Source organism: Rathayibacter rhapontici (assembly GCF_001995175.1).
GTDB lineage: Bacteria > Actinomycetota > Actinomycetes > Actinomycetales > Microbacteriaceae > Rathayibacter.
In genome coordinates, this window is the sequence record NZ_MUKN01000020.1 from 38,753 (window position 1) to 58,868 (window position 20,116).

Genomic DNA, 20,116 nt, shown 5'->3' on the forward strand with positions numbered 1-20,116 from the left:
GCCCGTGCTCGCGGGGGCCGCGCCTCACAGCACGCCCCAGCGCTTCTCCAGCGCCGCATCCACCGCGACGGCCAGCTCGTCCATACGCGCCGACGGGTCCGACGCCCGGAGTTGCTCCGCGAGGGCCGCGATCGCCGCGCGCCGCCGGGGCAGCGTCGCCGTGAACGCGCAGTCCCGCAGCACCAGCAGGAGCGTCTCCGCCGGCGCCTCCACGCGGGACAGCACGGTCAGTCGCCGCTCGAACGGCGACTCCGGAGCGATCACCCGCAGGAACCCCTCCGGATCCTGGTACGCCGCCGGCGGGTCCGGCACCCGGGCGAGCAGCGCCAGTGCCGACGCCAGCCCGTCCAGGTCCGCCGCCGCCGCGAGCGCGTCCAGCCGCGAGTCCACATCCGCCCCCGGCCCCGCCCCGAGCACGACCGCGGCGAGCGCCTGCCCGTCGATCCGCCGCTCCTGGGCCTCGTCGGGCACCGTCTCGTCGGCCGACCACCACGAGAGCAGCGGAGTCGCGGCCACCGCGAAAGAGCCTGCCCGCCGCTCCAGCGCCACGAACAGGTCCTCTCGCGCCGCGAGCGCGACGAGCGCGTCGACATCGATCGCGAGCACCGTGCCCGAGGTCTCGGGCAGCACGAGATGCCGACCCGACGGAGGAGCGAGCTCGGCGCGGGTCCGCGCGCCCGGCCCGCGCGTGCTCGCCTGCAGGATCGCGTCTTCGAGAGTCGGCTCCGTGCGTCGTCGTCCGCTTCCCAGCACCATGCCGTCACGCTACCGTCGCGGCATGACCCGCTACCTGGCGCTGCTGCGCGGAGTGAACGTCAACGGCCGCACGGTCCGCAGCGCCGACCTCGCGGCGGTCGTCGAGCGAATCGGCGGCGCGGGAGTCCGCACGGTCCTCGCGAGCGGCAACGCGGCCTTCGACTCCGACCGCGACCCCGCCGAGCTGAAGCCCGCCCTTGAGGCCGCGCTGGAGGAGCGCTTCGGCTACGACGCCTGGATCGTCCTCATCGAGCAGGAGGCGCTCGCCGCGGTCGCCCGCGCGTACCCGTTCGAGCGGATCGACGACGTCGCGCATCCGTACGTCGTCTTCGGCTCGAGCGACGCCGCACTCGACGACGCCCTCGCCGCGATCGGCACGAACGACGTCGACCTTCTGCAGAGGGGCGCGGGAGTCCTCTACTGGCGCTGCCCGCGCGGGTCGTCCACGGACACTCCGGCGGCGAAGGTCCTGGCCCGCGCCGCCTACCGCGCCACCACGACCACCCGGAACCTCCGCACGGTCGAGAAGCTCGCCGCAGCCTGACGGTTCACCCGATCTGGGGTGCCGCTCCGAGTGCGGACGGCGGGGATACTCGCTCGGTGATCCCCTCCCGATTCCCCCGCGCCCTCGGTTATCTGCTCCTCATCCCGCTCGGCGTCGTCGTGGGCGTGGCACCCGTGGCCGTCGGCGAGGGGCGATCGTCGGGGATCGTGCCGATGATCGTCGTCATGCTCGTGATCTTCGTCCCCCTCGTCGCCTGGATCCTCTCGGTGCGGTGGCGGACCGACGCCCTTTGGGACCGTCTGCGCACAGCCCATCCGGATGCCGTGATCCTCGAGGCCCAGCGGACCCCCGAGACCGTGTCGGCACTGCCTCGCGTGCAGAGCAACCGCTTCTTCTCCCTGGCGATGATGTACTTCCTGGTCATCGATGAGGACGGAGTGGCGATCCACAGCTCCAGCGCCGGGTCGGAGAAACCGGTCGTGCTCGCGTGGGACCGGCTGGGGCCGTTCTCGACGGGCGCAGTGCGGATCGGCAGACACTCCGGTACCGCCCTCGTCGTCACGGTGGCGCCCTCAGGGGAGCAGCTGCCCGTTGCCGTCCGCGACAGCGGGCCGATGGCGGCGGTGCGGATCTCGCCGACTCCGGCGGGAGTCGCGGCCCTCATCGAGGCTCTCGAGGAGGTGCGACGGCGGCCGAGGGAGGGACGGACGCCGAGCACACCGACGGCGGGCGGCCCAGCGCAGGAGAAGGACTGACAGTCTGAAGAATCCCTCACATATTGGTTAGGCTATCCTTACTCTCGGTCCACCCGGCCGACACTCCTGGAACCGCCTTCCGAAAGGGAACGATGCCCCGCGTCACCAAGCCGCTCGCACTCCTCGCGACCGCACTGCTCACCGCCGGTCTCGCCGGCTGCTCGTCCGCCGCGACCGGCTCCGAGGACGCCGCCTCGGGCGACTTCACCCCCATCACCATCGAGCACGCGCTGGGCACGACGACCATCGAGTCCCAGCCCGAGCGCGTCGCGACCGTCAACTGGGCGAACCACGAGGTCCCCCTCGCGCTGGGCGTCGTCCCCGTGGGCATGGCCGCCGCCAACTTCGGCGACGACGACGGCGACGGACTGCTCCCGTGGGTCTCCGCGAAGCTCGAGGAGCTCGGCGGCGAGACCCCGGTCCTGTTCGACGAGACCGACGGCATCGACTTCGAGGCCGTCGCCGACACGCAGCCCGACGTGATCCTCGCCGCCTACTCCGGCCTGACGCAGGAGGACTACGACACCCTGAGCGAGATCGCTCCCGTCGTCGCCTACCCCGAGACCGCGTGGGGCACCTCGTGGCGCGACACCATCACCTTCAACAGCGAGGCCATGGGCATGGCCGCCGAGGGCGAGGAGCTCGTCACCGAGCTCGAGGGCGAGATCCAGGAGGCCGCCGCCGCGTACCCGCAGCTCGAGGGCACCTCCGCCATGTTCCTCACCCACGTCGACCCGACCGACCTCAGCCAGGTCAGCTTCTACACGACCCACGACACCCGTCCGGCCTTCTTCGCCGACCTCGGCCTCGCCACCCCCGGCAGCATCGAGACCGCCTCGGCGACCACCGACGCGTTCTCGCTCACCCAGAGCGCCGAGCAGGCCGACGCGTTCGACGACGTCGACGTGATCGTGACCTACGGCGACGACGAGCTCGTGAACACGCTCAAGGCCGACCCGCTGCTCTCGCAGATCCCGGCCGTCGCGAACGACGCCATCGTCCGCCTCCCATCCACCCCGCTGGGCACCGCCGCGAACCCGACCCCGCTGTCGATCTCGTACGTCCTCGACGACTACCTCGGCCTGCTGGCCGAGGCCGCCGACAAGGCGAAGTGACCCTCACCGCCCCGCCTGCCGCCGCGGGCGTCGCCGCTGTGCGACGTCCGCGGCGTCTGCGTGCGCTCTGGCTGCTCGTCGCGGTCGGAGTGCTCGTCGGCGCGGGCGTGCTCTCAGTCATGGTCGGCTCGCGCGACGTGGCGTGGAGCGACGTCGTCGCGGCGTTCGGAGGCTCGACCGACGGCTTCGGGCAGGCCGCGGTCGCCAAGCGCCTCCCGCGCACCGTGCTCGCCATGATCGCCGGAGCCGCCCTGGGCGTCGCCGGCGTGCTCATGCAGGGCGTGACCCGCAACCCGCTGGCCGACCCCGGCATCCTCGGCGTCAACACCGGCGCCTCCCTCGCCGTCGTCACCGGCATCGTCTTCTTCGGTCTCAGCACCGCCACCGGCTTCATCTGGGTCGCCATCGGAGGCGCCGCCGTCGCGGCCGTGTTCGTCTACGTCGTCGGCTCCCTCGGCCGCGGGGGAGCGACTCCGCTCAAGCTCGCGCTGGCCGGCGCCGCCACCTCGGCCGCCCTCGTCTCGGTGATCAGCGCGATCATCCTTCCGCGCGCCGACCTCTCGGGCGGCATCCGCTCGTGGCAGATCGGCGGAGTGGGCGGCGGCACGTTCGCGAGCATCGGCCAGGTCCTGCCGTTCCTCGCGGTCGGCTTCGCGATCTGCGTGCTCTCGGCCAAGAGCCTCAACACCCTGGCGCTCGGCGACGAGCTCGCCGCAGGCCTCGGCGAGCGCGTCGCCGTCGCCCGGGGCGCCGCGGCTTTGGGCGCGGTGGTCCTCTGCGGAGCGACGACCGCGATCACCGGACCGATCGGCTTCGTCGGCCTCGTCGTCCCGCACGCCTGCCGCCTGATCGTCGGCGTCGACCACCGCTGGCTGCTGCCGTTCTCGGCCGTCGCCGGCGCGGTCCTCCTCACCGGCGCCGATGTCGTGGGCCGCATCGTCGCGCGCCCGAGCGAGATCGACGTCGGCATCATCACCGCGCTGATCGGCGCTCCCGTCTTCATCGCGATCGTCCGCCGCCAGAAGGTGCGCGAGCTGTGACCGCGGTGCTCGAGCGGAGCCACTCCGCCACCGCCGCCGCCGTCGCGTCCGGTCGTCGTCGTCGCGGGGCCCGCCGCCGCGCCGTCGTCGCCGTGCTGGCCGTCGCGGTCGTCGTCGCCTTCGCGCTCTCACTCGTCTACGGCCAGACCGTCTACACGCCCGACGAGGTGCTCCGGGTGATCCTCGGTGAGCAGGTGCCGGGCGCCTCCTTCACCGTCGGCCGCCTGCGCCTCCCGCGCGCCGTGCTCGCGGTGCTCGTCGGCCTCTGCTTCGGCCTCGGCGGCGTCAGCTTCCAGACCATGCTGCGGAACCCCCTCGCGAGCCCCGACATCATCGGCATCAGCGCGGGCGCCTCCGCCGCCGCGGCCTTCGCCATCGTGACGCTGTCGCTGGGATCCACGCAGGTCTCGATCCTCGCGATCACCGCCGGTCTCGCCGTCGCCCTGGTGGTCTACGCCCTCGCCTACCGCAGCGGAGTCGCGGGCACCCGGCTGATCCTCATCGGCATCGGCGTCGCCGCCATGCTCGACAGCGTCACCGCCTACATCCTGTCCCGCGCCGCCGCCTTCGACTTCCAGGAGGCGAGCCGCTGGCTCACCGGCAGTCTGAACGGCGCCCGCTGGGAGGAGGTCGTCCCGGTCCTCGTCGCCGTGGTCGTCCTGACCCCGGTGCTGCTGCTCAGCTCCCGCGACCTCGCCGGCACGCAGCTCGGCGACGACACCGCCTCCGCTCTCGGCATCCGGGTGAACCGCACGCGTCTCGTCGTGATCGTCGCGGCCGTCGGCCTCATCGCGTTCGCCACCGCGGCCGCCGGCCCCATCGCGTTCGTCGCGTTCCTCTCCGGGCCCATCGCCGCGCGCCTCATCGGCCCGGGCGCCTCCCTCCTGGTGCCGTCTGCCCTGGTCGGAGCCCTGCTCGTGCTCGTCGCCGACCTCGTCGGGCAGTACGCGCTGGGGCTGCGCTACCCGGTCGGCGTCGTGACCGGGGTCCTCGGCGCCCCGTACCTGATCTACCTCATCGTCCGCAGCAACCGATCGGGAGGGTCCCTGTGACCGCCGAGCACACCCTGACCGTCGAGAGCCTCACCCTCGGCTACGGCGACCGCACCGTGGTCGACGGCCTCGACCTCGTCGTCCCGCCCGGCCGGATCACCGCGATCGTCGGCGCGAACGCCTGCGGCAAGTCGACCCTCCTCCGCTCGATGTCGCGCCTGCTCGCCCCGCGCGCGGGCACCGTGCTACTCGACGGCAAGGCCGTGCACCGGATGCCCGCGAAGCAGCTGGCGCGCACGCTCGGCCTCCTCCCGCAGTCGCCGATCGCTCCGGAGGGGATCACCGTCGCCGATCTCGTCGGCCGCGGACGCCATCCGCACCAGGGCCTCCTGAGCCGCTGGAACGCGCACGACGACGAGGCCGTCGCGACGGCCCTGGACGCGACCGACACCGCCGCCCTCGCCGACCGCGCGGTCGACGAGCTCTCGGGCGGGCAGCGCCAGCGCGTCTGGATCGCCATGGCCCTCGCGCAGGAGACCGACCTGCTGCTGCTGGACGAGCCGACCACGTTCCTCGACGTCAGCCACCAGGTCGAGGTGCTCGACCTCCTCGTCGACCTCAACCGCACGCGCGGCACGACCGTGGTCATGGTGCTGCACGACCTCAACCTGGCGGCCCGCTACGCCGACCACCTCGTCGCCCTGGCCGACGGCACCGTGCACGCCGCCGGCACCCCCGCCGAGGTGCTGACCGAGGACGTGGTGCGCGCCGTCTTCGGGCTCGACAGCCGCATCATCACCGACCCGACCTCCGGCACGCCGCTGATGCTCCCGCTCGGCCGCCACCGGCTCGCTCCGCCCGCCGAGGACGCCTCCGCCCCGCAGAACTGAGGCTCGCGGCGCCGCGATCGCTTCACTTCGACGCGGAGAGCACTGCAGCCTTACTTCTGCGGACGATCGGCGACCGACGGCGAGTCCCGGACTCGACAGCGGCGGATCGCGCCCTGAGGGCACGCCGCGAGGCGCGCACGTGACGGACGTGTAAACGGTTCCAGACACCACCCCGGGCGGCGTATACGATTCTTCACAGTCCGTGGCGGGCAGCCGTCGTCGGCACACTCCGCCGCATCCTGCCCCCGACCAGAGGTTCCCCCGCCGTGTCTGCACTCTCCGCGCGCCCCGACGCCTCCGCTCTCCGCGGGCTCCGTGCGCTCCTGTTCGACCTCGACGGCGTCCTGACGCCGACCGCCGATGTGCACATGCACGCGTGGTCGCGGCTCTTCACGTCGTACCTCGAGTCGAAGGGGATCGCCGAGGGCTACTCCGACGCCGACTACTTCCGCTCCATCGACGGGCGCCCGCGCTACGACGGCGTCCGCGCACTCCTCGCCTCCCGCGGCATCGTGCTGCCCGAGGGCGAGCCGTCCGACGACCCCGCGCTCGAGACGGTCTGCGGGCTCGGCAACCGCAAGAACGCGGCGTTCAACGCCGTGCTCGAGGCGGAGGGGGTCGCGCCCTACCCCGGCTCGCTCGCGTTCCTCGACGCGGCGATCGCCGCGGGCGTCGAGGTCGCCGTCGTGACCTCCTCCCGCAACGGCGTGCCCGTGCTCGTCGCCGCCGGGCTCCGCGACCGCTTCGAGGTCGTCGTCGACGGCCTGCTCGCCGCCGAGCGCTCCATCGCGGGCAAGCCCGCCCCCGACACCTACCTCTACGCCGCCGAGCTGCTCGGACTCACGGCCGCCGAGTGCGCCGTCGTCGAGGACGCGCACTCCGGAGTCGCCGCCGGCCGCGCGGGCGCCTTCGGGCTCGTCGTGGGAGTCGACCGCGGAGTCGGCGCCGAGGCCCTGCTCGAGCACGGCGCCGACCTCGTCGTGGACGACCTGGCCGAGCTCCTCCCCTTCCTCCCCGTCTCCACCCCCGAGGACGCCGCATGAACCCCATCACCTCCGACCCGCTCGACCGCAACCGCTTCCCGGTCGACGAGTGGGCCCTGCTCGAGACCGAGTTCGCGAGCGAGCTGCAGGGGCGCACCGAGACGCTCTTCGCGACCGGCAACGGCTACCTCGGCCTCCGCGGCAACGTCGAGGAGGGTCGCGACGGCTACGCCTACGGCTCCTTCATCAACGGCTTCCACGAGACCTGGCCGATCCGCCACGCGGAGGAGGCGTTCGGCTTCGCCCGCGTCGGGCAGACCATCGTCAACGTCCCGGACGCGAAGATCATCCGCCTCTACGTCGACGACGAGCCGTTCGTGCTCAGCGAGGCGGACATCCTCTCGTACTCGCGCCGCCTCGACTTCGCGAACGGCGTGCTGCACCGCGAGCTCGAGTGGCGCACGCCGTCGGGCAAGCGCGTGCTGATCCGCTCGCGCCGCCTCGTGTCCTTCACCGACCGTCACCTCGCGATCCTCGACTACGAGGTGGAGCTGCTCGACGGCGACGCGTCGGTGCTCATCTCGAGCCAGATCCTCAACCGCCAGGACGGCGTGGACGAGTACCACGCTCCCTCGGGCAGCGAGGCGGCGGGCTTCGACCCGCGCAAGGCCGAGTCCTTCGAGGACCGCGTGCTCCAGCCGCGCCTCAAGCGCGTCAACGGCACCCGCTACCTGCTCGGCTACCGCACCACCAACTCGCAGATGACGATCGCGTGCGGCGCCGAGCACGTCCTCGAGACCGAGAACGAGTGGGACCAGACCGCTCAGATCGACGACGACCTCGCCAAGCACGTCTACCGCGTGAAGGCGAAGGCGGGCAGCCCGATCCGCCTGGTCAAGACGCTGACGTACCACACGTCCCGCGGCGTGCCGGTGCGCGAGCTCGCCGACCGCTGCGACCGCACGCTCGACCGCGCACGCGAGACCCCGGTCGAGGAGCAGTTCGTCAAGCAGCGCGAGTGGCTCGACGACTTCTGGGCCCGCTCCGACGTGCAGATCGACGGCCAGCCCGCGATCCAGCAGGCCACCCGCTGGAACCTCTTCCAGCTCGCCCAGTCGACCGCGCGCACCGACGGCGGCGGAGTCGCGGCCAAGGGCGTCTCGGGGTCGGGATACGGCGGCCACTACTTCTGGGACACCGAGGTCTACGTCCTCCCGTTCCTCAGCTACACCGCGCCGCTCGTCGCGCGGAACGCCCTGCGCTTCCGCCAGAACATGCTCGAGGCGGCGCGCGCCCGTGCCGCCGAGCTCAACCAGCGCGGAGCGCTGTTCCCCTGGCGCACCATCAACGGCCAGGAGTCGTCGGCGTACTACGCCGCCGGCACCGCGCAGTACCACATCGACGCCGACATCTCGTATGCGCTCATGCAGTACGTGGCCGCGACGGGCGACGACGACTTCCTCGCCCGCGGAGCGATCGACATCCTCGTCGAGACCGCGCGCATGTGGGCCGACCTGGGCTTCTGGCGCAGCAACGGCGACGACCACTTCCACATCCACGGGGTGACGGGGCCGGACGAGTACACGACCGTCGTCAACGACAACCTCTACACGAACGTCATGGCGCGCTCGAACCTCCGTGCCGCGGCGCGCGCGGTCGAGCTGCTGAAGGCGGTCGAGCCCGCCGCGTACGAGCGGATGGCCGTCCGCCTGACGCTCGACGAGGACGAGGTCATCGAGTGGGCCCGCGCGGCCGACAAGATGCACATCCCCTTCGACCAGCGCGCCGGCATCCACCCGCAGGACGCCGCGTTCCTCGAGAAGGAGCTGTGGGACCTCGAGAACACCCCCGCGAGCAAGCGCCCGCTGCTGCTGCACTTCCACCCGCTGGTCATCTACCGCTTCCAGGTGCTCAAGCAGGCCGACGTCGTGCTGGCGCTGCTCCTGCAGGGCAACGAGTTCACCGCCGAGCAGAAGCGCGCCGACTTCGAGTACTACGACGCGCTCACGACCGGCGACTCGACCCTCTCGGCGGTCGTGCAGTCGATCATCGCGGCCGAGGTCGGCTACCACGAGCTCTCGAAGCACTACTTCCTGTCGGCTCTCTTCGTCGACCTCGCCGACCTGCACCGCAACACCGCCGACGGCATCCACGTCGCCTCGACCGGCGGTGTCTGGAGCGCCCTCGTCTACGGCTTCGGCGGCATGCGCGACCACGGCGGGCGGATCACGCTCGACCCGCGCCTGCCCGGCGACTGGGAGCGGTTGACCTTCCGGATCACCCTGCACGGCACCCGCGTGCGCGTCGAGGTCACCCAGGACGCGGTGCTGCTCACCGTCGAGACGGGTGACGCCGCGGCGATCACCGTGCGCGACGAGCGCGTGCACGTCGAGGCGGGCAACCCCGTCCGCGTGGGCCTCGGGCACCAGGGCCCGCGCCTCATCGGCGCGCCGACCACGTCCGACATCGAGGGCACCCGCCGCTCCGACGGCACCGTCATCACCGCCTCCATCCCCACGATCTCGATGACCCCGGAGCCCGAGGTCCTCACCGGCCCGTAGGCCAGCGCTGAGCGGGCGGCCCGGGCAGCGGGCGCCCGTCCTGCTGATCGAGCAGCCCGCGCAGCGGGCGTCTCGAGATCCCCCGTGTCCAGTGAGGGCGGGTCTCGATACGCCCCTCCGGGGCTACTCGACCAGCGGGGACCGGGTTCCCCTGCTGATCGAGTAGCCCGCGCAGCGGGCGTATCGAGATCCCCGTCCACCAGCAGTTAAGCCCCCGGAACGACGGAACGGCCGGGCCCCCGAAGGGTCCCGGCCGTTCCGTCGGAGCTCGAGCGCTACGCCGCCGCGACCAGCGCGCGCACCGCGGACGTGAAGAACGTCAGCCCGTCCACGCCCGAGCGCATCGCGGCGCGGGTGTCGGGGCCGAAGCCGGGCTCGACCGCGTGCTCCGGGTGCGGCATGAGCCCCACCACGTTGCCGCGGGCGTTGCTGATCCCGGCGATGCCGTTCATCGAGCCGTTCGGGTTCTCGCCGAGGTAGCGGACGACGACTCGTCCCTCCGCCTCGAGCCGCAGCAGGGTGTCGGCCGACGCGATGTAGCCGCCCTCGCCGTTCTTCAGCGGGATCGTGATCTCCTGGCCGGGCTCGAAGCCGTTGGTCCAGGCGGTGGCGGTGCTCGCGACCATCAGGCGCTGGTCGCGGCAGACGAACGATCCGGCGTCGTTGCGGATGAGGCCGCCGGGCAGCAGGTGCGCCTCGGTCAGCATCTGGAAGCCGTTGCAGATGCCCAGGACCGGCATGCCGGCGTTCGCCGCGGCGATGACCTCGCGCATGATCGGCGAGTGCGAGGCGATCGCTCCGCAGCGCAGGTAGTCGCCGTAGGAGAAGCCGCCGGGCAGCACGATCGCGTCGACGCCCTGCAGGTCGTGGTCGCCGTGCCAGAGCGCGACGGGCTCGGCGTCGGCGAAGCGGATCGCGCGCTGCGCGTCGCGGTCGTCGAGCGAGCCGGGGAAGGTGATGACGCCGATCCGCATGTGCTTCAGACCTCCGGGTAGTGGATGCCGACGACGTCCTCGATGACCGAGTTCGAGAGCATCTCGTCGGCGATGCGGGCGATCGAGGCGCGCACCTCGTCGGTGACCTCGTCGACCGTGATCTCGAAGCGCTTGCCGACGCGGACGCCGCTCACCGAGGAGTGGCCGAGGCGCGAGAGGGCGCCGGCGACGGCCTTCCCCTGGGGGTCGAGCAGCTCTGCCTTGGGCATGACCTCAACGACGATCGTGGGCATCGTGTCTCTCCGGAGTGTCGGGGGAGTGTGCGGGAGTCCGCGCGCCCATGGTACCGCCCGCCGAATCCCGGAGGTGGTGCGCTCAGCAACCCGCGGCCGTCACCCGGATCGCGTTCGCCCACGGGTCCTCGAACCCGAGCGTGCGGCCGTCGTCCTGCGTCGCGATCGACGCGTGGCGCAGCCGCTCCTCGAGCGCGCCGAGGTCGTCGCGCCGGGCACGACGATCTCGACCTGCCCGAGTCCGAGGGCGAGCTGCCGCCGTCCGGCGCCGAGCGAGTTCCAGGTGTTCATGGCCATGTGGTGGTGGTAGCCGCCGGCCGAGACGAAGAGCGCCTGCCCGCCGTACGCGATCGTGGTCTCGAAGCCGAGGCGGTCGACGTAGAACTCCTTCGCCGTGGCGACGTCGCCGACGCTCAGGTGCACGTGCCCGACCGAGGCGCCGCCGAGGCGGGGCTGCGCGATCGACTGCTCGGTGAGGTGCTCCTGGAGGAACGTGTTCGGGTCGAGGAACACGGTGCCCATCTCGATCCGCCCGTGCGTCCACGACCACTGGGTGCGGTCGCGGTCCCAGTAGAGCTCGACGCCGTTGTGCTCGGGGTCGTCGAAGTAGAAGGCCTTGCTGACCAGGTGGTCGGAGCTGCCGGTGAAGGAGCCGGGGTGCCGGGTCGCGACGCTGTAGACGGCTGCGGCGAGCGCCGCCTCCGACTCGAACAGGATCGCGGTGTGGAAGAGCCCGGCCGCGCGGGGGCCGGCGTGGCGCAGCTCCGGGGCGTGCTGCAGGATCACGGCGGCGACGCCTCCGCGGCCCAGCACGGCGACGGAGCCGTCCCGCGACAGGACGTCGAGGGTGACGGCGTCGCGGTAGTACGCGACCATCCCGTCGAGGTCGGCGACGCGCAGCGTGACCGCGCCCATCGTCGTGTCGGGCGCGAGCAGATCGGGGGAGGCGGCGTTCATCGTGTTCACGCTAGACCCAACTCAGTTGTAGCCACAACTATTTCCTCGGGGCCTGACCGACTTCCATAGACGGCTCATCGGATCCGTCCAGCCCGTCCCGACACGACGGACGTGGAATGGAGTCCTGCCGCCGAGAAGGGCGGCCCGGCTGGAGGACGAACCATGGACGAGACGCAGGCAGCAGACGGAGCGGAGCGCCGACCCGGCGCCGAGCGGGCACTGGAGCAGGTCGAGGATCGCGCCGCGCTCCGCGTCGACGACCGGCGCCGTCGGCGCCGCGCACTGATCGCGGGTGGCGCCGGGCTCGCCGTGCTGATCGGCGTCGCGGCGGGCGGAGTCTCGTACGCGGGCACCACCGAGGCCGCGTCGTCGTCCTCCTCGAGCACCGCGACGATCGTCTACCCGGGCGGCTCGCACGGGTCCTTCGGCGGCGGCTCGATGATCTCCCCGTACGGCAGCGGGTACGGGTACGGCTCCGGCTCCTCGTCGAGCACGAGCACGAGCACGAGCACCTCGACCGACGCCGTCCCCGCCTCGACCGCGCAGACGACCGGAGTCGTCACGATCGTCTCCGACCTGACCTACCAGGGAGCGCGCTCCGCCGGCACCGGCGTGATCCTCACCTCCGACGGCATGATCCTGACCAACAACCACGTGGTCGAGGGCGCGACGAGCATCGCCGTCACCGTCGAGGCGACCGGCGAGACCTACACCGCCCGCGTCGTGGGCACCGATGCGACGAACGACGTCGCCGTGCTGCAGCTCGAGGGCGCCGTCGGCCTCACCCCCGCGACGCTCGACACCGACGGCGTCGCGGTCGGCGACTCCGTGACCGCGGTGGGCAACGCCGAGGGCACCGGCGATCTGGTCGCCGCGGCCAGAACCGTCACCGCGCTCGAGCAGAGCATCACCACGCGGTCCGAGACCGGTGCCGCCGGCGAGACGCTGCAGGGCCTCATCCAGGTCGACGCCGACATCGTCTCGGGCGACTCGGGCGGACCCCTGGTCGACGCCGCCGGCGCGGTGGTCGGGATCGACACCGCGGCGTCCAGCGGATCCGCGGACATCACGGGATTCGCTATCCCGATCGCGACCGCACTCGACATCGTCGCGCAGATCGAGGCGGGCGCCGACACCGCCACCATCGAGATCGGCTACCCGGCGTTCCTGGGCGTCTCGCTCTCGGGCGCGACCCCGTTCTCGTCCTCGACGGGGGCGGCGGGGGCCGTCATCGGCGGAGTGATCGACGGCACCCCGGCGGCGACGGCCGGTCTCGCCGCCGGTGACGTTGTCACAGCCGTCGACGGCACTCCGGTCGCCTCGGCCGACGCGCTCTCGGCGGCGCTCGCCGACCGCGAGCCCGGCGAGTCCGTCACCCTCTCGTGGACGGACGCCTCCGGAGCCGCCCACTCCGCCCCCGTCACCCTCACCGAGGGCCCCGTCGCCTGACCTCGGGCGGAGTGAAGCCCCTGTCCGCGCATTCGTCGCCGTCCGCAGTCGGCCGCCCTCTCCACCACCACCCGCCCTCCACCACCACCACCCGCCCACTCCGTCGGCACCCGCACGATCTGCAGGCACCCGCACGATCTGCAGGCATCCGCACGATCTGCAGGTGTCTGCACGATCTGCAGGTGTCTGCACGATCTGCAGGCACCTGTACGGTCTGCAGGCGATCCGGACGGGAATGCACTTTCCTTCGCAAGCCGGAGTCGCATGCCCGCCGCCTCCCCTGCAGATCGCACGAGCACCCTCCCGACTCGCCGCGTTGTTTTGACTCACTCAACACAACTGCGGTAGTGTCACCGGCGTGACGACACAGGACGACCGCCTCCGAGCCTCCGGGCTCAAGGCCACCGCCACGCGGCGCGCCGTCCTGCACGCACTCGAGGAGCACCCGCACTCCGGGGTCGACGAGGTCCTGGCGCGCGTGCGCCTCGAGCTCCCCGACACCTCCGCGCAGGCGGTCTACGGAGTGCTCTCCGCGTTCACCGACGCCGGTCTCACCCGCCGCATCGAGCCGGAGGGGCACCCCCGCCGCTTCGAGCTGCGGGTGGGCGACAACCACCACCACGTCGTCTGCCGCGCGTGCGGCGCCGTGGCCGACGTCGACTGCGTCGTCGGAGCGGCACCGTGCCTGCACCCGTCCACGTCGAGCGGCTTCGCCGTCGACACGGCCGAGGTCACGTTCTGGGGCACCTGCCCCGACTGCCTTCGGGCGTCCGCGAACTGACCCGACCCCATCACCGCAGTGGTGCGCCGATCGGGCGCGCCGCCGACAGGAGGAACATGACCGAGGAACGATTCACGACGACGAACTCCGGAGCGCCGGTCGCGAGCGACCAGCACTCGCTGAGCGTCGGGGCCGACGGCCCCCTCGCGCTCCACGACCACTACCTCCTCGAGAAGCTCGCGCAGTTCAACCGCGAGCGCATCCCGGAGCGCGTCGTCCACGCCAAGGGCGGCGGAGCGTTCGGTCGCTTCGTCACCACCGGCGACGTGAGCGCCTACACCCGCGCCGCGCTCTTCCAGCCGGGCGTCGAGACCGAGATGCTCGCCCGCTTCTCGACCGTCGCCGGCGAGCAGGGCTCGCCCGACACCTGGCGCGACCCGCGCGGCTTCGCGCTGAAGTTCTACACGAGCGAGGGCAACTACGACCTCGTCGGCAACAACACCCCGGTGTTCTTCCTGCGCGACGGCATCAAGTTCCCCGACTTCATCCGCTCGCAGAAGCGCCTCCCCGGCACGCACCTGCGCGACCACGACATGCAGTGGGACTTCTGGACGCTGTCCCCGGAGTCGGCCCACCAGGTCACGTGGCTCATGGGCGATCGCGGTCTGCCGAGCTCGTGGCGTCACATGGACGGCTTCGGATCGCACACGTACCAGTGGATCAACGCGGCCGGCGAGCGCTTCTGGGTGAAGTACCACTTCAAGACCGACCAGGGCGTCGAGATCCTGAGCCAGGAGCAGGCCGATCAGATCGCCGGAGAGGACGCCGACTTCCACATCCGCGACCTGTCCACCGCGATCGACAGTGGCGACTTCCCGACCTGGAGCCTCTCGGTGCAGGTCATGCCCTACGAGGACGCGAAGTCGTACCGGTTCAACCCGTTCGACCTCACGAAGGTCTGGCCCCACGCGGACTACCCGCTGATCCCGGTCGGCACGATGATCCTCGACCGCAACCCCGAGAACTACTTCGCGCAGATCGAGCAGGCCGCGTTCGCGCCGTCGAACTTCGTGCCCGGCATCGCCGCGAGCCCCGACAAGATGCTGCTCGCGCGCATCTTCAGCTACGCCGACGCGCACCGCTACCGCGTGGGCGCCAACCACGCGCAGCTGCCGGTCAACGCTCCGAAGTCGCCGGTGCACTCGTACTCGAAGGACGGGGCCATGCGCTTCGACTTCCAGAAGTCCGAGGTCCCGGTCTACGCGCCCAACACCCTGGGCGGCGCTCACGCCGACCCCGCTCGCGCGGCGGAGTCGACCGGCTGGGAGAGCGACGGCGAGCTGACGCGCGCCGCGGCGACCCTGCACGCCGAGGACGACGACTTCGGCCAGGCGGGCACGCTCTACCGCGAGGTCCTCGACGACGCCGCCCGTGCGCGACTCGTCGCGAACATCGCCGGGCACGTGTCCAAGGTCACGCGTCCCGAGCTGCGCCAGCGGGTGCTGCAGTACTGGGCGAACGTCGACAGCTCGCTGTCGCAGCGCGTCGCCGAGGCGCTCGAGCCCTCCGCGCCGGGTGCCGACGTGGCCCCGGAGGAAGTGGGCATCGGGGCCTGACCCCGCCGCCCGAACGAGTGCGCGGTGCCGGGCTGGACCCCGGCACCGCGCGAGTCCGATGTACCCCCGACTTCGAGAGACGAGAGAGATGACCACCGAACGATCTTCAGAGTACGTGCCTTCGCCCCTGTGGGGCTCCTACGTGTCGAGCGGATCGGCGACCACGCCGGTCGTCGGCCGCTACACCGATGTCGAGCCCGCTCGGCCCCGCCGCTCCCGCGAGTACGCGGCCGCCGTGACCGGAGCCGTCGCGCTGCCGTCGACCTGACCTCCGCCTCCGCGGACCACGATCAGCGGACGGTGCGGGCTGTCGCGTGCGGCCCCGCATCGTCCGCTTCCCTCTGCGGCCGACGTCCCCCGACGTCGGTCAGCGCGTCCCCGCTCGGTCGAGCGGGGCGGCGTGCGTGCGCCTGCCGCGATCGGTCCGGCGCACGCCCGGCCACCAGAAGGCGTCGCCCGTGAGGAACACGAGCGCCGGCACCAGGACCGTCCGCACCACGAGGGTGTCGAGCAGGACTCCGATGCAGACGATCACGCCGATCTGCGTGAGGGCGACGACGGGGAGGACTCCCAGCACGGCGAAGACCGCGGCGAGGAGGATCCCGGCGCTGGTGATGACGCCTCCGGTCGACGCGAGCGCCCGCACCATGCCCTCGCGGGTGCCGTGCGCTGCCCGCTCCTCGCTGGCCCGGGTGACGAGGAAGATGTTGTAGTCGACGCCGAGCGCCACGAGGAACAGGAACGCGAACAGCACCACGTTCGCGTCGAAGGCCGGGAATCCGAGCAGTCCCCGGAACAGGAGGTTCGCCGCTCCGAGACTGGCGAAGAAGGTCGCGAGCACGCTGGCGATCAGCAGCACCGGAGCGACGAGCGAGCGCAGGAGCAGCGCCAGGATCAGGAACACGATCGCCAGGATGATCGGGATGATCAGCGCCTGGTCCCGCTCCGAGGCCGCCTGGGTGTCGAGCGCGGTCGCGTCGCTCCCTCCGACGAGGCTCTCGGAGGCGTCGCCGTCGGCCGCCGAGTACGCGTCGCGGAGCGCGCCGATCGTCTCGAACGCCGCAGCGCTCTCCGGCTCGCCGGCGAGGGTGAGGCTGAGAGCGGTCCGTCCCTTCGCGCTCTCACCCGGGCGGACGGAGTCGACGCCGTCGGTGCCCTCCGCGATCGCGACCGCGTCCTCGACCGCGTCGTCCGGAGCGAGCACCGTCGTCTGCGCGGTGAGGCCCGCCCCGAAGGACTCGTCGATGACCGCCTGCGCCTGCACCGATTCGGGATCCCCGAGCAGCTGATCGGTCTGCGAGAGCCCGACCTGCGCTCCGATCAGCCCGAGCGAGAGCAGGGCGACGCCCAGCGTGGCGGCGACGGCGACCCGCGCGGGCCGGCGGGAGACCCCGCGGCCGAGCCGGGTCCAGAGTCCCGGTCGGTCGGGGGTGCTGCCGACGCCGGGTCGCGGGACGAACGGCCAGAAGAGTCCGCGCCCGCAGAGGACGAGGGCGGAGGGGAGCACCGCGAGGGCGAACAGGATCGCGATCGCGACGCCGATCGCGCAGGCGAATCCGAGTGCGCGGTTCCCGGCGAGCTCGGCGAGCAGCAGCGTCAGCAGGCTCAGCGCGACGGTGCCTCCGCTCGCCGCGATCGCGGGCCCGGCGCTTCGGACGGCGGTGGACATCGCCCGGTACCGGTCGGGTTCGCTCAGCAGCTCCTCCCGGTAGCGGGCGACGAGCAGCAGCGCGTAGTTGGTGCCCGCTCCGAACACCAGGACCGACAGGATCCCGCTGACGGAGGCGTCGAGCGCGATCCCCGCCGCGTCGGCCAGCGCTCCGGCGACGATCCGCGCCAGTCCGTCGGCGACGCCGACCACTGCGAGAGGGACGATCCAGAGCACTGGGCTGCGGTAGGTGGCGATGAGCAGCACCGCGACCACCAGCACGGTGACGAGCAGCAGACGCAGGTCCGCTCCCGCGAAGGCGTTCGAGATGTCGGCCTGGAAGCCGACGGCCCCCGTCAGGAAGCCGTCCAACCCCTCCGGCAGTCCTTGCGATCCCGCGGAGCGCAGCTCGACGGCGACCGCCTCGACGTCGGCCTCCACGGAGGACTCCGCCAGCGGCACCGCGACGAGGGCCGCCTCGCCGTCGTCGCTGAACTGCGGCCGGACCGCCTCCGGAGTCGTCGACAGGAGGGCGAGAGCCTCCGCGCGCTCGGCGATCGCCGAGCGGTCCTCGTCGGTCAGGCCGTCGGGGCGGCTCCACAGCAGGACGCCCGCCGTCGTGTCCGCCGACGGGAACTCCTCGAGCAGGGCGGCCACCTCCGCCGATTCCGCGGAGTCGGGCAGCCCCGACTGCGGGAAGCCCGACTCGGTGCTCGAGGGCAGCAGGGCGAACAGCGCCCCGACTGCGAGCAGCGCGGACAGCAGGGTGAGCCAGGCGCGGCGACGGGAGCGGACGAGGAGGACGAGCGGTGTCATGGGTCACTTCCGACGGGGTCGAGGAATTAGTCAGCCTACTGACTAATTCTGTTCCGCGTCCGGGAAGAACCCGGGGAAGCCGAGCCGGCGCTTCGCGTCGGCGAGCCGCTCCCCGCTGACGTCGAAGAGCTCCGTCCCCCGGTGAGGGGAGTCGATCTCGGTGCTCGTCACCCGGACCCCGTCGGCGGACACGTCGACGATCGAGGCGCCGGATGCGGCCACCGACCTCTCGTGGCGCGGGCCGGCGAGCACGTCGGTCCGATTCGCCGCTCCCGGAGCGACCACGACGGGGGCGGGCCCCGTGGTGTCGACGAACGCGTGGTGCCAGTGCCCGGCGAGGACCGCGAGGACGGTGCCTCCGGACGCCGCCTCCCACAGGTCGTGCGGATGCACGAGGCCCATCACCGTGTGCAGCGGAGCCGCCGCCTCGATCGGCGGGTGGTGCAGCACGATCACCACGGGCGCGGCGGGGTCCTCGGCGATCCGGTCGCGGAGCCACGCCAGCGTCGGCTGCTCGAGGAGCCCCCACGAGGCGCCGCCCGGCACCGAGGAGTCGAGCGCGAGGATGCGCACTCCTCGGACGGCGGTCTCCGTGTTCCACGGGCCGGCGGACCCGAAGCCCTCCCGGTCGTCGTGATTGCCGAGCGCCAGGACGAGCTCGGCTCCGCGGTCGGCGCACCAGGCTGCGAGCGTCTTCCGGAGCGCGGAGTAGGACTCGGGGGAGCCGTCGTCCGCCAGGTCTCCCGAGACGACGACCGCGTCGATCCCCTCGACGGCGTCGTGAGCGGCGAGCAGCCGGTCCAGCCCCGCCCTCGTCTCCAGGATCCGGTTGTACCGCCCCTCCGGATCCGCGAGCAGGTGCGTGTCCGAGAGGTGGAGCAGCCGGAGCGGACGCTCGGACCCCGGTTCGAGGACGACGTCGGCGGACCGCGCCGCGGCCTCGATGCGCTGCGCGTTCGTCGCGTCGGGGCCGTCCGTCCAGGCGATCGCCTCGTCGAGCGTCTTGCCGAAGCGGAGGTGCCTCGCCACCAGCCGCGCCCGCCGCGTGCTCGGAGGCACCCGCAGATGGATCCGCAGATCGAGCAGTGCGCCGACGTCCTCCCACCCCTCGTCCCGGAGCAGCAGGTAGTTGCCCTCGACCAGGACGACCGTCCCGTCCTCGACGGGGAGACTCAGAGCGCCGGGGACGGGCTCCTCGATCGAGCGGTCGAAGGAGGAGGCGCTCACCGTGGATCCGGGCGGTGCCGACCGCAGCATCCGGAGCACGGTCATGAACCCGTCGGTGTCGAACGTGTCGGGGGCGCCCATGCGGTCCCGCCGGCCCAGTTCCCGGAGTCGGTGCTGGGGGAGGTGGTACCCGTCGAGCGGGAGGACCACGGACCGCGGGATCCGTCGATGCAGCTGCTCGGCCAGGGTGGACTTCCCCGATCCCGGTGAGCCGGTGATCCCGACGATCAGCAGGGGCCGCTCCCGCCGAACGGCGCCGACGAGGGAGACGGCATCGGCGAGCGAGCCGAGGGTCGGTGGACTGCTCGGGGAGGGAGAGCGTGCATCGGAGCGGGTCATGCGCCCATTCTCGTGACCGCTGCGACCGCGTCCGAGCGTCGGGATCGGCTCCGGTGGAGGGATCTCCACCTCATCCCCTGTGGAGGGCAGCCGATCTCGACACGCCCGGGATGCGCGATTTCGGCCCGTCGTTTGACAGCGTGCCGATCGCTGCGTAACTTATTCCGAGTCGCCACAAAGGCCGCAGGGAAACGGAAAGAGCAGGGCTCGCAAGAGCCTCTCCTACGTCCCGGCCTCAATCGGGACCATCCACTCGCCAGGCAGCTTTTCGGAGCACGCCTCGTGTGCAGGATGTAAAGCTTTCGCAGGATCCCTCGGATCCAGCATCTTCGCCGCTCGGCGATGGACTTCGGTCCGGCCCGGGCAACGTCGGAGCGCCTTCGAGCGTGAGGACATCGCGAAGAAGCCGGATTTGACACGGCCTGCGGATGTGCTAAGTTATACAAGTTGCCACGGCGGCGGTGAGAATAACTTCTCTACAGCTTAGCCGGTCACACAGTGACAAGCAACAAGGATTT

The 20,116-nt window shown here is 72.0% G+C and carries 17 protein-coding genes and 1 pseudogene; 12 read left to right on the top strand and 6 right to left on the bottom strand.

Annotation, left to right across the window (positions count from 1 at the left end; genetic code table 11):
- Positions 1 to 24 precede the first annotated feature (24 nt).
- The gene (locus B0T42_RS21970; RefSeq protein WP_077222750.1) at positions 25 to 756 is read right to left on the bottom strand and encodes a DUF2254 family protein; all 732 of its coding nucleotides are present in this window, start codon (positions 754 to 756) and stop codon (positions 25 to 27) included.
- 22 nt (positions 757 to 778) lie between these two features.
- Here B0T42_RS21970 and B0T42_RS08325 point away from each other — a divergent pair, with 22 nt between their 5' ends.
- The 8 genes from B0T42_RS08325 to B0T42_RS08360 all read left to right on the top strand — a co-directional run bounded on the left by B0T42_RS08325 (position 779) and on the right by B0T42_RS08360 (position 9,597).
- The gene (locus B0T42_RS08325; RefSeq protein ID WP_077222751.1) at positions 779 to 1,300 is read left to right on the top strand and encodes a DUF1697 domain-containing protein; all 522 of its coding nucleotides are present in this window, start codon (positions 779 to 781) and stop codon (positions 1,298 to 1,300) included.
- Between the two features lie 56 nt (positions 1,301 to 1,356).
- On the top strand, positions 1,357 to 2,016 hold the full coding sequence (locus B0T42_RS08330) for a hypothetical protein (RefSeq protein ID WP_077222752.1): 660 nt from the start codon (positions 1,357 to 1,359) through the stop codon (positions 2,014 to 2,016).
- 92 nt (positions 2,017 to 2,108) lie between these two features.
- Complete coding sequence (locus tag B0T42_RS08335) at positions 2,109 to 3,131, top strand: iron-siderophore ABC transporter substrate-binding protein (RefSeq protein ID WP_077222753.1); 1,023 nt, start codon at positions 2,109 to 2,111, stop codon at positions 3,129 to 3,131.
- The gene (locus B0T42_RS08340) at positions 3,128 to 4,171 is read left to right on the top strand and encodes a FecCD family ABC transporter permease (protein WP_077222754.1); all 1,044 of its coding nucleotides are present in this window, start codon (positions 3,128 to 3,130) and stop codon (positions 4,169 to 4,171) included. The genes B0T42_RS08335 and B0T42_RS08340 overlap by 4 nt, the downstream gene beginning before the upstream one ends.
- Complete coding sequence (locus B0T42_RS08345; RefSeq protein ID WP_201788508.1) at positions 4,168 to 5,223, top strand: FecCD family ABC transporter permease; 1,056 nt, start codon at positions 4,168 to 4,170, stop codon at positions 5,221 to 5,223. Before B0T42_RS08340 ends, B0T42_RS08345 begins: the two co-directional genes overlap by 4 nt.
- Positions 5,220 to 6,053 (top strand): ABC transporter ATP-binding protein, encoded by an 834-nt coding sequence (locus B0T42_RS08350; RefSeq protein WP_077222755.1) that lies wholly within the window; start codon positions 5,220 to 5,222, stop codon positions 6,051 to 6,053. The genes B0T42_RS08345 and B0T42_RS08350 overlap by 4 nt, the downstream gene beginning before the upstream one ends.
- Before the next feature lie 266 nt (positions 6,054 to 6,319).
- Positions 6,320 to 7,096: an HAD family hydrolase gene (locus tag B0T42_RS08355; RefSeq protein ID WP_077222756.1), complete on the top strand. Its 777-nt coding sequence runs from the start codon at positions 6,320 to 6,322 to the stop codon at positions 7,094 to 7,096.
- The gene (locus B0T42_RS08360) at positions 7,093 to 9,597 is read left to right on the top strand and encodes a glycoside hydrolase family 65 protein (RefSeq protein ID WP_077222757.1); all 2,505 of its coding nucleotides are present in this window, start codon (positions 7,093 to 7,095) and stop codon (positions 9,595 to 9,597) included. The genes B0T42_RS08355 and B0T42_RS08360 overlap by 4 nt, the downstream gene beginning before the upstream one ends.
- Positions 9,598 to 9,872: 275 nt before the next feature.
- On the opposite strand, the gene purQ is transcribed toward B0T42_RS08360, so the two are convergent.
- From purQ to B0T42_RS08375, 3 genes and pseudogenes are all read right to left on the bottom strand, one after another.
- Entirely contained in the window at positions 9,873 to 10,571 is a 699-nt protein-coding gene (purQ, locus tag B0T42_RS08365) for a phosphoribosylformylglycinamidine synthase subunit PurQ (protein WP_077222758.1), read from the bottom strand.
- Positions 10,572 to 10,576: 5 nt separating this feature from the next.
- A complete protein-coding gene (purS, locus tag B0T42_RS08370) occupies positions 10,577 to 10,825 on the bottom strand; it encodes a phosphoribosylformylglycinamidine synthase subunit PurS (RefSeq protein ID WP_056868663.1) in 249 nt (82 codons plus the stop codon).
- Positions 10,826 to 10,907: 82 nt separating this feature from the next.
- A pseudogene (locus B0T42_RS08375) lies at positions 10,908 to 11,782 on the bottom strand (VOC family protein).
- A gap of 162 nt (positions 11,783 to 11,944) precedes the next feature.
- Here B0T42_RS08375 and B0T42_RS08380 point away from each other — a divergent pair.
- From B0T42_RS08380 to B0T42_RS19480, 4 genes are all read left to right on the top strand, one after another.
- On the top strand, positions 11,945 to 13,231 hold the full coding sequence (locus B0T42_RS08380; protein ID WP_077222759.1) for a S1C family serine protease: 1,287 nt from the start codon (positions 11,945 to 11,947) through the stop codon (positions 13,229 to 13,231).
- 358 nt (positions 13,232 to 13,589) lie between these two features.
- Positions 13,590 to 14,012, top strand: a complete 423-nt coding sequence (locus B0T42_RS08385) for a Fur family transcriptional regulator (protein ID WP_077222760.1) — start codon at positions 13,590 to 13,592, stop codon at positions 14,010 to 14,012.
- A 56-nt stretch (positions 14,013 to 14,068) separates the two neighbouring features.
- Positions 14,069 to 15,568, top strand: coding sequence for a catalase (locus B0T42_RS08390; RefSeq protein WP_077222761.1), 1,500 nt, complete (start codon positions 14,069 to 14,071; stop codon positions 15,566 to 15,568).
- Positions 15,569 to 15,656: 88 nt separating this feature from the next.
- Positions 15,657 to 15,836 (top strand): hypothetical protein, encoded by a 180-nt coding sequence (locus tag B0T42_RS19480; RefSeq protein ID WP_139344458.1) that lies wholly within the window; start codon positions 15,657 to 15,659, stop codon positions 15,834 to 15,836.
- A 99-nt stretch (positions 15,837 to 15,935) separates the two neighbouring features.
- Here the strand turns inward: B0T42_RS19480 and B0T42_RS08395 are convergent, their stop codons facing one another.
- Positions 15,936 to 18,032 carry an MMPL family transporter gene (locus tag B0T42_RS08395; protein WP_077222762.1) on the bottom strand — a complete coding sequence of 699 codons (2,097 nt, stop codon included), beginning with the start codon at positions 18,030 to 18,032 and terminating at the stop codon, positions 15,936 to 15,938.
- 42 nt (positions 18,033 to 18,074) lie between these two features.
- Positions 18,075 to 19,598 carry a metallophosphoesterase gene (locus B0T42_RS08400; protein WP_077222763.1) on the bottom strand — a complete coding sequence of 508 codons (1,524 nt, stop codon included), beginning with the start codon at positions 19,596 to 19,598 and terminating at the stop codon, positions 18,075 to 18,077.
- Positions 19,599 to 20,116: the final 518 nt, after the last annotated feature.

Excerpts from the sequence above, each read along its gene's own strand:
- B0T42_RS21970 (WP_077222750.1), bottom strand. The coding sequence starts at position 756 with ATGGTGCTGGGAAGCGGACGACGACGCACGGAGCCGACTCTCGAAGAC.
- B0T42_RS08325 (WP_077222751.1), top strand. The coding sequence starts at position 779 with ATGACCCGCTACCTGGCGCTGCTGCGCGGAGTGAACGTCAACGGCCGC.
- B0T42_RS08335 (WP_077222753.1), top strand. The coding sequence starts at position 2,109 with ATGCCCCGCGTCACCAAGCCGCTCGCACTCCTCGCGACCGCACTGCTC.
- B0T42_RS08360 (WP_077222757.1), top strand. The coding sequence starts at position 7,093 with ATGAACCCCATCACCTCCGACCCGCTCGACCGCAACCGCTTCCCGGTC.
- purQ (WP_077222758.1), bottom strand. The coding sequence starts at position 10,571 with ATGCGGATCGGCGTCATCACCTTCCCCGGCTCGCTCGACGACCGCGAC.
- purS (WP_056868663.1), bottom strand. The coding sequence starts at position 10,825 with ATGCCCACGATCGTCGTTGAGGTCATGCCCAAGGCAGAGCTGCTCGAC.
- B0T42_RS08380 (WP_077222759.1), top strand. The coding sequence starts at position 11,945 with ATGGACGAGACGCAGGCAGCAGACGGAGCGGAGCGCCGACCCGGCGCC.
- B0T42_RS08390 (WP_077222761.1), top strand. The coding sequence starts at position 14,069 with ATGACCGAGGAACGATTCACGACGACGAACTCCGGAGCGCCGGTCGCG.
- B0T42_RS19480 (WP_139344458.1), top strand. The coding sequence starts at position 15,657 with ATGACCACCGAACGATCTTCAGAGTACGTGCCTTCGCCCCTGTGGGGC.
- B0T42_RS08395 (WP_077222762.1), bottom strand. The coding sequence starts at position 18,032 with ATGACACCGCTCGTCCTCCTCGTCCGCTCCCGTCGCCGCGCCTGGCTC.
- B0T42_RS08400 (WP_077222763.1), bottom strand. The coding sequence starts at position 19,598 with ATGACCCGCTCCGATGCACGCTCTCCCTCCCCGAGCAGTCCACCGACC.